At 72.2% G+C, this 13556-nt stretch carries 16 protein-coding genes; 11 read left to right on the plus strand and 5 right to left on the minus strand.

All coding sequences use genetic code 11. The features are described 5' to 3' along the window. Positions 1-9: 9 nt before the first annotated feature. Positions 10-441, minus strand: coding sequence for a QcrA and Rieske domain-containing protein (locus ABD143_RS24750; RefSeq protein ID WP_343983014.1), 432 nt, complete (start codon positions 439-441; stop codon positions 10-12). 120 nt (positions 442-561) lie between these two features. On the opposite strand from ABD143_RS24750, the gene ABD143_RS24755 reads away from it, so the two are divergent. From ABD143_RS24755 to rlmN, 3 genes are all read left to right on the plus strand, one after another. Next, positions 562-1098, plus strand: a complete 537-nt coding sequence (locus ABD143_RS24755) for a hypothetical protein (protein WP_343983016.1) — start codon at positions 562-564, stop codon at positions 1096-1098. Positions 1099-1185: 87 nt separating this feature from the next. Further along, the gene (locus ABD143_RS24760) at positions 1186-2349 is read left to right on the plus strand and encodes a hypothetical protein (protein WP_343983019.1); all 1164 of its coding nucleotides are present in this window, start codon (positions 1186-1188) and stop codon (positions 2347-2349) included. A 63-nt stretch (positions 2350-2412) separates the two neighbouring features. Beyond that, positions 2413-3519, plus strand: a complete 1107-nt coding sequence (rlmN, locus tag ABD143_RS24765; RefSeq protein WP_343983021.1) for a dual-specificity RNA methyltransferase RlmN — start codon at positions 2413-2415, stop codon at positions 3517-3519. A 16-nt stretch (positions 3520-3535) separates the two neighbouring features. Here rlmN and ABD143_RS24770 read toward each other — a convergent pair whose 3' ends face one another. Together ABD143_RS24770 and ABD143_RS24775 are read right to left on the minus strand one after the other, a co-directional pair. Further along, positions 3536-4603: an ATP-dependent DNA ligase gene (locus tag ABD143_RS24770; protein WP_343983024.1), complete on the minus strand. Its 1068-nt coding sequence runs from the start codon at positions 4601-4603 to the stop codon at positions 3536-3538. 76 nt (positions 4604-4679) lie between these two features. Next, positions 4680-5114, minus strand: coding sequence for a MarR family winged helix-turn-helix transcriptional regulator (locus tag ABD143_RS24775; protein ID WP_343983026.1), 435 nt, complete (start codon positions 5112-5114; stop codon positions 4680-4682). A gap of 29 nt (positions 5115-5143) precedes the next feature. Here ABD143_RS24775 and ABD143_RS24780 point away from each other — a divergent pair, with 29 nt between their 5' ends. The 3 genes from ABD143_RS24780 to mug all read left to right on the plus strand — a co-directional run bounded on the left by ABD143_RS24780 (position 5144) and on the right by mug (position 6581). Beyond that, positions 5144-5569: a MarR family transcriptional regulator gene (locus ABD143_RS24780; protein ID WP_343983029.1), complete on the plus strand. Its 426-nt coding sequence runs from the start codon at positions 5144-5146 to the stop codon at positions 5567-5569. A 94-nt stretch (positions 5570-5663) separates the two neighbouring features. Further along, positions 5664-5948 (plus strand): hypothetical protein, encoded by a 285-nt coding sequence (locus tag ABD143_RS24785; RefSeq protein ID WP_343983032.1) that lies wholly within the window; start codon positions 5664-5666, stop codon positions 5946-5948. A 60-nt stretch (positions 5949-6008) separates the two neighbouring features. Next, on the plus strand, positions 6009-6581 hold the full coding sequence (gene mug / locus ABD143_RS24790; protein ID WP_343983035.1) for a G/U mismatch-specific DNA glycosylase: 573 nt from the start codon (positions 6009-6011) through the stop codon (positions 6579-6581). Positions 6582-6789: 208 nt separating this feature from the next. On the opposite strand, the gene ABD143_RS24795 is transcribed toward mug, so the two are convergent. Then, a complete protein-coding gene (locus ABD143_RS24795) occupies positions 6790-7761 on the minus strand; it encodes a DNA polymerase domain-containing protein (RefSeq protein WP_343983038.1) in 972 nt (323 codons plus the stop codon). Between the two features lie 19 nt (positions 7762-7780). Further along, positions 7781-8041 carry a DUF2631 domain-containing protein gene (locus tag ABD143_RS24800; protein ID WP_343983041.1) on the minus strand — a complete coding sequence of 87 codons (261 nt, stop codon included), beginning with the start codon at positions 8039-8041 and terminating at the stop codon, positions 7781-7783. 120 nt (positions 8042-8161) lie between these two features. Between ABD143_RS24800 and dxr the strand changes: the two genes are divergently transcribed. From dxr to ABD143_RS24825, 5 genes are all read left to right on the plus strand, one after another. Further along, complete coding sequence (gene dxr, locus ABD143_RS24805) at positions 8162-9343, plus strand: 1-deoxy-D-xylulose-5-phosphate reductoisomerase (protein ID WP_343983045.1); 1182 nt, start codon at positions 8162-8164, stop codon at positions 9341-9343. Then, a complete protein-coding gene (locus ABD143_RS24810; RefSeq protein ID WP_343983048.1) occupies positions 9340-10629 on the plus strand; it encodes a M50 family metallopeptidase in 1290 nt (429 codons plus the stop codon). The genes dxr and ABD143_RS24810 overlap by 4 nt, the downstream gene beginning before the upstream one ends. 172 nt (positions 10630-10801) lie before the next feature. After that, the gene (locus tag ABD143_RS24815; protein ID WP_343983051.1) at positions 10802-11341 is read left to right on the plus strand and encodes a phosphatase domain-containing protein; all 540 of its coding nucleotides are present in this window, start codon (positions 10802-10804) and stop codon (positions 11339-11341) included. A 97-nt stretch (positions 11342-11438) separates the two neighbouring features. Then, entirely contained in the window at positions 11439-12563 is a 1125-nt protein-coding gene (gene ispG, locus ABD143_RS24820) for a flavodoxin-dependent (E)-4-hydroxy-3-methylbut-2-enyl-diphosphate synthase (protein ID WP_343983967.1), read from the plus strand. Positions 12564-12693: 130 nt separating this feature from the next. Further along, positions 12694-13527 carry a GNAT family N-acetyltransferase gene (locus tag ABD143_RS24825; protein ID WP_343983053.1) on the plus strand — a complete coding sequence of 278 codons (834 nt, stop codon included), beginning with the start codon at positions 12694-12696 and terminating at the stop codon, positions 13525-13527. Positions 13528-13556: the final 29 nt, after the last annotated feature.

The following is a 13556-nucleotide window of genomic DNA, read 5'->3' on the forward strand; positions in this document are numbered from 1 at the left end:
ACAGCGTGATCAGGACAGCGTGATCTCGCCGTTCGCCACCGTGATCGGCCGGCTGTCCAGGCCCCTCGGGGCCGGCCCGGTCGTCACGTTCCCGTCGAGGGCGAACCTGCTCCCGTGGCACGGGCAGACGATGCTCGTGCCCTCCACGGCGCTCACCGCACAGCCCTGATGCGGGCACGTGGTGGAGAACGCTGCAAAGCTCCCCGGCGTGGCCTGCGAGACAACCACGCCGACCGCGTCGAAGATCCGGGCGCTGCCCACCGGCACGTCGGACACCTGACCCACCGGGGTGCCGGCCGGGTCGTCCGAGCTCACCGGCGTGCCGCCCGGCGTCTCGACGGTCGAGCACCCCGCCACGAGCGCCCCCACCCCGACGGCGGCGGCGCCCGCGCCGAGGACGACGGCCCGGCGGCTCACGGGGACGGAATCGGAAGCGGACATCGGGGATCTCCTGGACGGTGGGGGAGCAGGTGTAACGGACGATCATCGCGAATCCTGGCACGTCACATGTGGGACGGACGTGGGGCGCGGCCGCCCGCACAACATGGATACCGTTGAGGCATGCGTGCGCCGCACCCCTACGTGCCCTACCTCGAACCGCTCGTCGGCGCGGCCTGGTGGACGGTCGGCGCCGCGGCGCTCGATCCCGGCATCGGCACCGTCGTCCTGGCAGGTGGCCTCGGCATCGCCGGGGCGCTCGTGATGGCGCTGCGCAAGCGGTTCGGCTCGGGCGCCCCCCTTCCGCCCGGCGGGCGCACCCGCCTGCTCGTGCTCATCGGCGTCACGACCGCGCTGGTCGCCGGCATCGGCACCGCGCTCGGCTACTTCTCCCAGGGTGAGCTCGGGGTGCCGGTGGCGTGCGCCGTCATCGGCCTGGCGCTCGTGCCGCTCTCCTCCCAGCTCGACGTGAGGGCGTTCGTCGCGCTCGGTGGCGCGCTCATGGTGCTGGGAGCAGCCGGGGTCCTGCTCGCGCTCAACTCCGCAGGCCGGCTCTACCCGCAGGGCGTTGTCGGCCTGATCGCCGGCGCGCTGTTCTGGCTCGCGGGCGCGCACCGCACCGGACTGCTCGCCGAAGCCAGGGGCCACGCCCGCCGCTGACGGCCGACGCCGAATCCCTCCGCCGGGGGAGACGGTTCCCTCCCGACCGGGAAGGCGTGAGCGCGGATCCGGCGGATCGTTCCCGCCGTGGACACCTCGTCAACCAGACCCGCAGCGTCACCACCATCCGCCCGCACCTCCGTCATCCCCGCGCTGGCCGCGATCTGGTCAGCCCTGACCATCGCGCTCGGGCTCTGGTGGTGGGCTGTGCCGGACGCCTACCCGTTTGTCCCCGGCAACCCCGACCCTTTGGGCAGCGCGTTCGACCTCGTACCCGCCGCCGTCGTACCGCCCGCACTCGTGGCGGCGGGCGCGTGGGGCCTGGTAGTTGCCGGACCCGCCCGCCGCGGCGCCGCGCTCGTGATCGTGACGGGCGTCGGTTACGCCCTCCTCTTCGGCCTCGCCGTGCCGGGGCTGCAGCCGGTCACCCTCGCCGGCTACGTGATGGCCATGTTCGGGCCGATCGTGCTGGCGGCAGCGATCGTCGCCGGGGCGTGGCGCCGGCGGGGCGGGCTCACCGCGGTGGCCGTGCTCGTGCTGATCGGCGCCGTAGCCTGGATCAGCGGAATCGCCGACGCCGGCGTGCTCGCCCGCTACGCCGGCGTCGTCATCACCAGCGTGGGCAAGTTCGGCCCGCCCAGCGCGCTGCTCTTCCTCCTGGCCGGGGGCCTGCTCTGGGGCGTTCTCGCGGTCCGGACCGCGCTGGCGCAGCGCGCCGGACGTCCCGCGCCCGCGTGGACGCGCCCCGAGTCGGCGGCCCGCTGGGGGCGGGTCGCGACCCTGGTCGCCGCCGCCTGCGCGCTGCCCTACGGCCTGCAGCGCCTCACTTGGCTGACCCCGTGGCCCGTCGCCGTGAGCGCCGACGAGCTCGCCGCGCAGCCCGAGCTACGGCTGCACGGTCTGCTCCTCGGGCTCGCCGCCCTCGCGGGGGCCCTGCTCACCATCGGGCTGATCTCCCGCTGGGGTGAGGTGTGGCCGCGCTGGGTGCCCGTGGTCCGCGGCCGCCCCGTCCCGGTCGCCGCCGCCGTTGTGCCCGGTGCGATCGTCGCCGCGCTCTTCACCGCAGCGGCGCTTCCCATGACGCTGATGTGGTTCGACGCCGGCGCGCCCTGGGTCGCCGTGTTCTTCCCCTTCCCCGTCTGGGGGCCTGCCCTGGGGGCCGCGGTCCTGGCATACGCGCTGCGCAGGCGGACAGCCCACCTGCCTGAAGTGGGACCTCGCAGGGAGGGGCGTGGCGGTTCACGAGCATGATCCAGGCCGGCTGGGGTGACGTGCTGAAGCAGTTCGCGCAACCGCTGGCACAATCGAAGGGTCATGACCTCCCTTCCTCTCGTCTTCGACGCGCCGAAGCGCGCCACACCGCCGCGCCACCTCGCCGACCTCGACCCGGCCGACCGCCGGGCCGCGGTCGGCGAGCTCGGCCTGCCCGGCTTCCGCGCCGACCAGCTCGCCCGCCACTACTTCGGCCGCCTCACCGCCGACGTCGACGCGATGACGGACCTGCCCGCCGGAGCGCGGGCCACGCTGGGCTCGCTGTTGCCGCCGCTCGTCACCCCCGTGCTCGAGCAGGCCTGCGACAGCGGCACCACCCGCAAGACGCTCTGGAAGGGCCACGACGGCACCCGCGCCGAGTCCGTGCTGATGGGCTACCCGGACCGCGCCACGGTCTGTGTCTCCAGCCAGGCCGGATGCGGCATGGCCTGCCCGTTCTGCGCCACCGGCCAGGGCGGGCTGCAGCGCAACCTCTCCACCGGCGAGATCGTCGAGCAGGTCCGCCAGGCCGCCGCCGCGGCCCGCGACGGGGCGCTCGGCGAGCCCATGCGGCTGTCCAACGTGGTGTTCATGGGCATGGGGGAGCCGCTCGCCAACTACAAGCGTGTGGTCGCCGCGGTCCGCCGGATCACCGCCCCCGCCCCGGACGGGCTCGGCATCTCCGCCCGCGGCGTCACCGTCTCCACGGTCGGGCTCGTGCCCGCGATCGACAAGCTCACCGCCGAGGGCCTGCCCGTCACCCTCGCCGTCTCGCTCCACACGCCCGACGACGAGCTGCGCGACACCCTCGTTCCCGTCAACAACCGGTGGAAGGTCGCGGAGGTGCTCGCCGCCGCGCGCCGCTACGCCCAGGCCACCGGGCGGCGCGTCTCCATCGAGTACGCGCTCATCCGCGACGTCAACGACCAACCGTGGCGGGCCGACCTGCTCGGCACGCTGCTGCGCCAGCAGGTCGGCGCCAAGCGCGTGCACGTCAACCTCATCCCGCTCAACCCCACCCCGGGCAGCGAGTGGGACGCCTCGCCGCGGCGCGTGCAGGACGAGTTCGTGGCGCGCGTCCAGGCCGCAGGCATCGCATGCACCGTGCGCGACACCCGCGGCCGTGAGATCGCCGCCGCCTGCGGGCAGCTCGCGGCGACCCAGGTCTGATCTCCTCTGCGCAGCCTCAGCCGCTGGTCAGCACGTCGGCGATCTTGAAGCTGACCGGCCGCTCCAGCTGCTCGTAGGTGCACGACGCCGGCTCGCGGTCCGGGCGCCAGCGCACGAACTGCGCGGTGTGGCGGAACCGGTTGCCCTCCATGTAGTCGTAGCGCACCTCGACCACGCGCTCCGGGCGCAGCGGCACGAACGACAGGTCCTTGCCCGCGTTCCACCGGCTCGTCTCGTTCTTCCGGGGGGTCCGCTCGCCCTGTTCGTGCGCCGCCCAGTTCCACGGGTGGCCCTCGAACGTCGTGACCAGCGGCTGGAGCTCGGTGAACAACGCCCGCCGCGTCGCCATCGGGAGCGCGCCGACCACACCCACCGAGTTCAGCACACCACGCTCGTCGTAGAGGCCGAGGAGCAACGAGCCGAGCGCGTCGGGGCCCGACTTGTGCACCCGATAGCCGGCGACCACGCAGTCGGCCGTGCGCTCGTGCTTGATCTTGCTCATCACCCGCTTGTCGGGCTGGTAGGTCAGGTCGAGCTTCTTCGCGATCAGCCCGTCGAGCCCGGCGCCCTCGAACTGCTCGAACCACTTCCGGGCCGTGTCGACGTCCCGGGTGACCGGCGTGAGGTGCACCGGAGCGGCCGCGTCGGCGAACGCATCCTCAAGTGCGGCGCGGCGCTCCTCCAACGGCCGGCCGGTGAGGTCCTCGTCGCCGAGTGCGAGCAGGTCGAACGCGATGAAGCTCGCCGGCGTCTGCTCCGAGAGGAGCTTCACGCGGCTCGCCGCCGGGTGGATGCGCTGCTGGAGGGCTTCGAAGTCGAGTGTGTTGCGCGCGGTGTCGGCCACCACGATCTCCCCGTCGACCACGGCGCGCTCCGGGAAGTTCGCGAGGACCGCCTCGACGATCTCCGGGAAGTAGCGAGTCATCGGCCGCTCGTTGCGGCTGCCGATCTCCACCTCGTCGCCGTCTCGGAAGATGATCGACCGGAAGCCGTCCCACTTCGGCTCGTACAGCTGGCCTGCGGGGATGTCGCCGATCGGCTTTGCCAGCATCGGCGCGACGGGCGGCATGACGGGAAGACGCACGCCGACAGTCTGTCGACTCCGGTCGCCGCGGTCGAGCATGAACAGCTCGGCCTCACCGGCTTCTCCGCCGCCCTGCTCAACCGAGCGCCAAGACGAAGCGGGTCAGGAGAGCGGCGAACGTCTCCCGCTCGGCCGGGGTCCAGTCAGCCATGGCGGCGCCGAACCGGGCCTGGCGCGCGGAGTGCACGGCGTCGAGCCGCTCGTGTCCGGACGGGGTGAGGGCGAGGTGCGAGCGCCGTCCGTCGTCCTGGTCGGCCACCCGCCGCAGCAGCCCGGCGTCGACCGCGGCCGCGACGAGCTTGCTGGCCCGCGGCTGGTCGACGTCGAGGGCGGCCGCCACGGCGGTGACACCGAGCGGCTCGGCGGCCGCCTCCACCGCGTCGAGCACCTGTTGCGTGGCGTCGTCCGACGGCGCCACCCCGGCCTCCCGGGCGAGCGTCCGGCGGGACTGCCTGCGCCGGATCGCCACCATCGCGGCTTCGACCGCCACGGCGGGGTCGTCCTTGCGCATGTCGCCTCCTCAGATACATAATCGAGAACATGTACATGTCGAACGACAACAAGCCTATCGGCTGGTGGGTAAAGACGGTCGACCGGCTCCTCGAGGAGTCGTTCCGTCGGGTGCTTGCCGTTGAGGGGCTCAGCCGCCGGCACTGGCAGCTGCTCACCGCGGTCGGCGGCGGAGCGCGCCGGGCCGACCTCGACGCCGCGCTCGCCCCGTTCTGGCCGACCGGTGTCGCCGCGCGGGCCGCGGAGATCGACGGGCTGCTCGCCGACCTCGAGGAGCGCGGCTGGCTCGCCCGGGACGGCGAACAGGTCACGCCGACGCCGGACGGCGAGGTCGCGCGGACCCGGGTGGAGGCCGTGGTGGTGCGCCACCGCGGCCGCGTGCTCGACGGCATCGAGCCCCAGCAGTACCAACAGGTCCTGGCGACACTGGCCCGGATGGCCCACAACCTGGCCTGAACCAGGCCTGAACCGACCTACCCGGTGGTAACGCGGACGGGGGTCGGCTCGACACCGTGGGTGTGCGTCGCTGACGACGAACGGGAGCTCCCCAATGACCGTGCCCCACCAGCAGGCCTACGGACACCGCCCGGCACCACCGCCCCCACCGCGGCCGACCATCTACCAGGTGCCGACCCCGCGTGACAGCGGCGGCATGGTCGCGCTGCGGGTCGTCGCCTACGTCCTCACGTCGCTCGCGAGCCTGCTGTTCATCGTGCTCGTCATCTACGGGTACGTGCAGTATCAGCAGGCGCGAACGGCCCTCCAGGACGCCCTGAGCGGGCTCCAGTCGCCGTCGGTGGCCGTGCCGCAGTTCCCGTCCCAGCCGGGCGGCTGACCACCCGCAGGCAGGGCAGGGGATCATCGGGAGCGTGGCCGTCTCGTTCCCGGAGCCTCCGTGCCCCGCCTGAGCCGGGCGGAGCTGGAGGCGGCCCGCGACCGCACCCTCGACGACGTCCTTCCCGGGCCCGACGACCCGCCGCTGCGGGTGCTGTTCTGCGGGATCAACCCCGGGCTCGTCTCAGCGGCCACCGGCCACCACTTCGCGCGGCCGGGCAACCGGTTCTGGCCCGCGCTGCACGGTGCAGGCTTCACCCCCCGCCTGCTGCTCCCGTCCGAGCAGGACGAGCTGCGGGCCCTCGGCCTCGGCATCACCAACATGGCCGCGCGCGCCACCGCCCGCGCCGACGAGCTGACGGCGGCCGAGATGGTTGCAGGCGGGCAGAAGCTGCGTGCGCTGGTGGCCGAGCACCATCCGGCATGGCTCGCGGTCGTGGGCGTTACCGCCTTCCGTACCGCGTTCGCCGCGCCTCGCGCCGCCGTCGGCCCGCAGGACGAGCGACTCGGCGACACCCGCATCTGGGTTCTGCCCAACCCGAGCGGGCTGAACGCCCACTGGCAGCTCCCGGCCATGGTCGAGGAGTACGCCCGGCTTCGCGCCGCCGCGGCGAGTCCCGACACCCCACCGTGACGCAGGGAGATGCGACTCGCACACCCGAATCCAGCGACTCGCGCACCCCAATCCAGCGACTCGCGGGGGGCCCCGCGAGTCGCTGCAGAAATGCGCGCGAGTCGCTGGATTTGTGCGCGCGAGTTGCGGGCGCACCCAGACCCCGACTCGCGCGCTCCCAGACCCCGACTCGCGTGCACTGATCTCACGCCCCGACTCGCGGGGTGGGTCAGGCGTCCAGGTCCTGGGCCTCGTCGGCGGGTGGGGGCTCCTCCGCGCCGTCGCGGGCGTCGCGGTCGGCCCATTCCAGCAGTTCGTCGATGAGGAACACGGCGTCGTCGATGCCGGCGTGCAGGTCGCCCAGCTCCGCGAACCGCGGCGGGACGGTGGCGATGGTGAAGTCGCGCGGGTCGGCGTCGTCGACCTCGTCCCAGCGGATCGGCGTCGAGACGATCGCCTCGGGTACCCCGCGCACCGAGTAGGCGCTGCGGATCGTGTGGTCGCGGGCGTTCTGGTTGTAGTCGACGAACACCGACGCCGGATTGCGGTCCTTGCGCCACCACGTCAGGTCGACGAGATCGCAGCGCCGGGCCACCTCACGGGCGAACGCGTGCGCCGCCCGGCGGACGTCGGCGAACCCGTGGTCGGGGGCGATCCGCACGTAGACGTGCATGCCCTTGCCCCCCGAGGTCTTCGGCCAGCCCGTGGCACCCAGCTCGTCGAGCACCTCGTGGGCGACGTGGGCGACCCGCCGGACGTCGGCGTAGGTGGCCTGGGGCATCGGGTCGAGGTCGATGCGCCATTCGTCGGGCTTCTCGACGTCGAAACTGCGCGAGTTCCAGGGGTGGAACTCCACCGTCGACATCTGCACCGCCCAGATCACGTCCGCCGGGTGCTGGACGCACAGCTCGTCCGCCGTGCGGTTCCAGCGCGGGAAGTGGATGCGCACGGTCCTGACCCAGTCGGGGGCGCCCTTGGGCAACCGCTTCTGGTGCACCTTCTCGCCGGTGACGCCGGTGGGGAAGCGGTGCAGCATGCACGGCCGGTTCCGCAGCGCACGCACGATCCCGTCCGAGACCGCGATGTAGTACTTCGCGAGGTCGAGCTTGGTCTCCCCGCGGGCCGGGAAGTACACCCGGTCGGGGCTGCTCAGCCGGACGACTCGGTCGCCGACTTCGAGCTCGACAGCGGACCCGGCCATTGGATCGACCCCGGAAGAGTCAGCGCCGCCAGGCGTGACGCTTGCGCACCGAGTGCCGCACCAGCCCGAACGCCATCACGATCGCGATGCCGGTGAGCCAGATGTTCTCGATGTGGCCCTCGTGGTTACCGAAGTTGAACAGCAGCAGGATCACCACGACGGCCCATCCGGCGACGAGCATTCCCCGGGGGAACCCGCCGTGCCAGCCCCACTCGACCGACGGCTCGTCCTCCGGGTCGACCGCAGGTCGCTTCGCCAGCTCTCGGGAAGTCCTCGCCACGCCGTCCTCCTGGTCCGCTTATCTTGCCCACCCCGCCGGCTCCGCTAGCTCCGCCGGCCGCCACACCCCGGATGTGGGCCTTATCGTCGCACAACGCCCGAGCGAGCATGATGAGCAGTGATGAACACTCGATCCGTAGTGGTGCTCGGCTCCACGGGGTCCGTCGGCACCCAGGCGCTCGACGTCATCGCCACCCAGGAGTCGGCGCAGCCCGGCAGCTTCACGGTCGCCGGCCTCGCCGCGGGCGGCGGCGACCTCGAGCTGCTCGCCGCGCAGGCGCGCGCCCATCACGTGCCACGTGTCGCCGTGGCCGCCCCTGCCGCCGCGGCGGCGCTGCGCGAGATGCTGCCGGGCGTCGAGGTGCTCGCCGGCCCGGACGCCGCCGCCGAGCTGGCCGCGACCGCGGGCGCGCACACCGTGCTCAACGGGATCACCGGGTCGGTGGGGCTCGGCCCCACCCTGGCCGCGCTCGGTGCCGGCGCCACGCTGGCGCTCGCCAACAAGGAGTCCCTGGTGGCCGGGGGCGCGCTGGTCACGGGCGCCGCCAAGTCCGGACAGATCGTGCCGGTCGACTCCGAGCACTCCGCCCTCGCCCAGTGCCTGCGTGGAGGCCGGGCCGAGGAGGTGGACCGGCTGGTGCTCACCGCGTCCGGCGGCCCGTTCCGCGGACGCCGTCGCGACGAGCTGGCCGGCGTCACCGTCGCGGAGGCGCTGGCGCACCCCACCTGGGACATGGGGCCGGTCGTCACGATCAACTCGGCCAACCTCGTGAACAAGGGCCTGGAGCTGATCGAGGCGCACCTGCTGTTCGGCGTGCCGTACGAGCGCATCGACGTGGTGGTGCACCCGCAGTCGGTGATCCACTCGATGGTCACGTTCGTCGACGGTTCCACGCTCGCGCAGGCCAGCCCCCCGGACATGAAGCTGCCGATCGCGCTGGCGCTGGGCTGGCCCGACCGGCTGCCCGGCGCCGCCCGTCCGTGCCGGTGGGACGCCCCGCAGAGCTGGACGTTCGAGCCGCTCGACGACGACGCCTTCCCCGGCGTCCGGCTGGCCAGGGCGGCAGGAACGGCAGGCGGATGCCTCCCCGCCGTGCTCAACGCCGCCAACGAGGAGGCGGTCGCCGCGTTCGTTGCGGGCGCGCTTCCCTTCCCCGGCATCTGCAACGTGTTGGAACGTGTGCTCGACGCCGCCGACGGCTGGTCGTCGGATCCCGCTACCGTTGCGGAGGTGCTTGCCGCGGAGGAGTGGGCCCGCGGCCGCGCCCGTGAGCTCGCCGACACCCATGGAGTCACCGCATGATGACCGTGCTCGGGATCGTGATCTTCTTCGTGGGGATCTTGTTCTCGGTCGCCTGGCACGAGCTCGGCCACTTCACCACCGCGCGGTGGTTCGGCATCAAGGTGCCGGAGTTCATGGTCGGGTTCGGTCGGACCATCTGGTCGCGCAAGGTCGGCGAGACGGAGTTCGGCCTGAAGGCCATCCCGCTCGGCGGCTACATCCGAATGATCGGCATGATCCCGCCCGCCAAGGGCGAGACGCTCGGGCGCAGCAGGCGCACCGGCCCGTTCCAGGGCCTGATCGACGACGCCCGCCAGCAGTCGGCGATGGACGTGAAGCCGGAGGACGCGGACCGGCAGTTCTACCTGCGGGCTCCGTGGAAGCGGATCATCGTGATGGCCGCGGGGCCGGTGATGAACCTGATCCTGGCGGTGGTGCTGTTCGCGATTGTGCTGATGGTGATCGGCCTGCCCACCGGGACGACCACAACTGTCAGCGCGGTCTCGGAGTGTGTCGTTCCTGCATCCGCCCAGACGGCCGTGTGCCCTCCCGGCGCGGCCCCGACGCCCGCGGCGATGGCGGGTTTCAAGCCCGGCGACCAGATCGTGGCGTTCAACGGCCAGCAGTTCGGGGATCATGACTGGCCGCGGCTGCAGGAGGCGATCCGCGCGGCGACCGGGACCGTCAGCGTGACCGTCGATCGAAACGGCCAGCTGCTGGAGCTGCACCCGACTCTGATCAGTACCGAGCTGCCCAGCCTCCAGAATCCGCAGCAGTACGTCCAGGGCAGCTTCCTCGGGCTGAGCCCCGTGACGTTCTACCAACCGCAGAGCATCGCCGCGGTCGGCGACCAGATCTCGTTCGTCGTCACTCGCACCGGGCAGGCGATCGTCCAGCTGCCCCAGCGGGTCCCCGGCCTGTTCGGGGCCGTCTTCCTGGGCGAGCAGCGTGACCAGAACGGCCCCGTGGGCATCGTCGGCGCTTCGCGCATCGGCGGCGAGATCCTCGCGATGCAGCAGCCGGCCGTCGTGGAGCTGTCGTTCTTCCTGAACCTGCTCGCCGCGGTCAACATCTCGTTGTTCCTGTTCAACCTGCTGCCGATCCCGCCGCTGGACGGTGGCCAGATCTTCCCGGCCATCTGGGAGGCGATCAAGCGCCGGTTCGCGAAGCTGCGCGGCAAGCCCGACCCCGGGCCGGTCGACGTGGCGAAGCTGATGCCGGTGGCGTACGTGGTGGCGCTGGCGTTCGTCGCGTGGAGCGGCCTGCTGTTCGTCGCGGACATCATCAACCCGGTCACTCTCCAGTGAGCGCATCGAGGACGGCAACCTGATCGAGGTGCTGCTCGAGGATGAGGGTCCGGTCGACGGTCTTCTCTACTTTTGACGCCGCACTACTTCTGACGCCGCAGTGGCGACCGGTAGTCGGAGGGCTGCGCGCGTAGAATCATGGACATGTCACCGACCCGTCCGGTCCGCTGACGTGTCGGAGCCACTGGAAGTCTCCCCGTCCAGCAGCCCTCAGATCCCCGTCGCCCTCACCCCCGGCCGCCCGCTCGCCGTGTTCGACATCGACGGCGTGCTGGCCGACGTCCGCCACCGCCTGCACCACCTCGAAGCGAGCCCCCAGCGCTGGGAACGCTTCTTTCAGGCCGCCGACCGCGACCCCGTGCTCGTCGAGGGCGCCGATCGGCTGCGTGCTGCCCTCGCCGACCACGACGTCATCTACCTGACCGGCCGCCCCGAACGCACCCGACGGCTCACCGAGCGCTGGTTCGCCCGCCACGACCTCCCCACCGGGCCGCTCGTGATGCGCGAGGACGACGACTACCGCCCGGCCCGCTACCTCAAGCGCGATGTGCTGCGGAGGCTCTCGGAGCATCGGGAGATCATCTCGGTGCTCGACGACGACCCGTCCGTCGTGCACGTTCTTGCGGCCGACGGCTGGCCGGTGGAGCTCGCCACGTGGTTGCCGCACTCGTCCACGCTGCGCAGCGCTCAGGAGCGGCAAGGGCGCACCTGAGGGCGCTCGGGGGCCCGAAGGGGTGCACCGGGCCACCGTCGCCTGTGGCCGGTGGACAGCGCGGTGAATACTGGTGTCCGTGAGTGTCTCCCTGGGCATGCCCGCCCCACCTGCACCGACCCTGGCGCCGCGCCGGAAGACCCGGCAGCTGCAGGTCGGGCCGGTCGGAGTCGGATCAGAGCACCCCATCTCGGTGCAGTCCATGACCACCACCCTGACCGCCGACGTCAACGCCACCCTCCAGCAGATCGCCGAGCTCACCGCGGCGGGCTGCGACATCGTCCGTGTCGCCTGCCCGAGCCAGGACGACGCCGAGGCGCTGCCCGCGATCGCGCGGAAGTCGCAGATCCCGGTGATCGCCGACATCCACTTCCAGCCGAAGTACGTGTTCGCCGCCATCGACGCCGGTTGTGCCGCGGTGCGGGTGAACCCCGGCAACATCCGCAAGTTCGACGACCAGGTCAAGGAGATCGCGGCCGCCGCGAAGGACCACGGCACCCCGATCCGCATCGGCGTCAATGCGGGCTCGCTCGACAAGCGGCTCCTGCAGAAGTACGGCAAGGCGACGCCGGAGGCGCTCGCCGAGTCGGCGATGTGGGAGGCGAGCCTGTTCGCCGAGCACGACTTCCACGACATCAAGATCTCGGTCAAGCACAACGACCCGGTAGTCATGGTCCGCGCCTACGAACTGCTCGCTGAGCAGTGCGACTACCCGCTCCACCTCGGCGTCACCGAGGCCGGGCCCGCGTTCCAGGGCACGATCAAGTCGGCCGTCGCGTTCGGGGCGCTCCTGCGCCAGGGCATCGGCGACACGATCCGGGTCTCGCTCTCCGCCCCGCCGGTCGAGGAGATCAAGGTCGGCACCCAGATCCTCCAGTCGCTGAACCTGCGCCCGCGCAAGCTGGAGATCGTCTCCTGCCCGTCGTGCGGGCGCGCCCAGGTGGACGTCTACAAGCTCGCCGACGAGGTCACTGCCGGGCTCACGGGCATGGAGGTGCCGCTGCGCGTCGCCGTCATGGGGTGCGTGGTGAACGGTCCCGGCGAGGCCCGCGAGGCCGACCTCGGTGTCGCCTCCGGCAACGGCAAGGGCCAGATCTTCGTCAAGGGCGAGGTCATCAAGACCGTGCCGGAGCACGCCATCGTCGAGACCCTGATCGAGGAGGCGATGAAGATCGCCGAGTCGATGGAGGGCGAGGGCGAGCCGCAGGTGACGGTCGGCTGACGCAAACATTCGCCGCCGGCGCCGCCGGCGAATCGGGCACAGCTACCAGACCGGGCAGACCGGGTCCGGTCAGGTGAGTCCTCGCCATCCCGTCGTGTGCACTGCGGCGGCGGTCTGGCATCGTTGGGGGGTGCTTCGTCTCGCCGGAGCGCGGCTCCTCGACGATCGGGACCGCGCAGGAGTGCGCGCGGTCCTCGAGAGCGACCCGATCGCGACCTGCATGGTCGCCGCCCGCGTCGAGGTGGCGGGACTCGACCCGTGGCGGCTCGGTGGGGAGCTGTGGGCCGTCGGGAACCGGCTGGACGGGCTCTGCTTCTCGGGCGCCAACCTCGTTCCGCTGCGCGGCGAGCGCGCCGCCGTCCGCAGCTTCGCCGAACGTGCCCGCCGCCACGGGCGCAGCTGCTCCTCCCTCGTCGGCCGCGCCGAGCTCGTGCTGCCCATGTGGGACGACCTGGCCTCGCACTGGGCGCCCGCCCGGGAGGTGCGCGCCGACCAGCCGCTGATGGCGCTGGCCGGGCGGCCCGCGATCGCTCCCGACCCGTACGTGCGGCCGGTGCGTCCCTCGGAGCTGGACCGCTACCTGCCCGCGGCGGTGGCGATGTTCACCGAGGAGGTCGGCATCGACCCGCGGGCCGGGGACGGCGGTGTGGGCTATCGGTCGCGGGTGGCCGAGCTCGTCGCCGCCGGGCGCGCGTTCGCCCGTTTCGAGGGCGACGAGGTCGTGTTCAAGGCCGAGATCGGCGCGCTGTCCTCGCACGTCGGGCAGATCCAGGGCGTCTGGGTGCACCCGGACCGCCGCGGGCACGGCCTCGGTACTGCGGGCACCGCCGCGGTGGTGGAGCGGCTCGCCGCGATGGGCCGCGTGTCGAGCCTCTACGTCAACGGGTTCAACCACGTGGCCCGGTCGGCGTACAAGCGGATCGGCTTCACGCAGGTCGGCAGCTTCGCCACCGTCCTGTTCTGACGCACGTTTCGCATGTTCGGCGCTGTCGG

The organism is Pseudonocardia aurantiaca, assembly GCF_039526725.1.
GTDB lineage: Bacteria > Actinomycetota > Actinomycetes > Mycobacteriales > Pseudonocardiaceae > Pseudonocardia > Pseudonocardia aurantiaca.

What these genes read in the sequence shown, in the direction of transcription:
- ABD143_RS24775 (WP_343983026.1), bottom strand. Translation starts at nt 5,114, where the DNA reads ATGCGCAAGGACGACCCCGCCGTGGCGGTCGAAGCCGCGATGGTGGCG.
- dxr (WP_343983045.1), top strand. Translation starts at nt 8,162, where the DNA reads ATGAACACTCGATCCGTAGTGGTGCTCGGCTCCACGGGGTCCGTCGGC.
- ABD143_RS24755 (WP_343983016.1), top strand. Translation starts at nt 562, where the DNA reads ATGCGTGCGCCGCACCCCTACGTGCCCTACCTCGAACCGCTCGTCGGC.
- ABD143_RS24750 (WP_343983014.1), bottom strand. Translation starts at nt 441, where the DNA reads ATGTCCGCTTCCGATTCCGTCCCCGTGAGCCGCCGGGCCGTCGTCCTC.
- ABD143_RS24795 (WP_343983038.1), bottom strand. Translation starts at nt 7,761, where the DNA reads ATGGCCGGGTCCGCTGTCGAGCTCGAAGTCGGCGACCGAGTCGTCCGG.
- ABD143_RS24780 (WP_343983029.1), top strand. Translation starts at nt 5,144, where the DNA reads ATGTACATGTCGAACGACAACAAGCCTATCGGCTGGTGGGTAAAGACG.
- ispG (WP_343983967.1), top strand. Translation starts at nt 11,439, where the DNA reads ATGCCCGCCCCACCTGCACCGACCCTGGCGCCGCGCCGGAAGACCCGG.
- rlmN (WP_343983021.1), top strand. Translation starts at nt 2,413, where the DNA reads ATGACCTCCCTTCCTCTCGTCTTCGACGCGCCGAAGCGCGCCACACCG.
- ABD143_RS24810 (WP_343983048.1), top strand. Translation starts at nt 9,340, where the DNA reads ATGATGACCGTGCTCGGGATCGTGATCTTCTTCGTGGGGATCTTGTTC.
- ABD143_RS24785 (WP_343983032.1), top strand. Translation starts at nt 5,664, where the DNA reads ATGACCGTGCCCCACCAGCAGGCCTACGGACACCGCCCGGCACCACCG.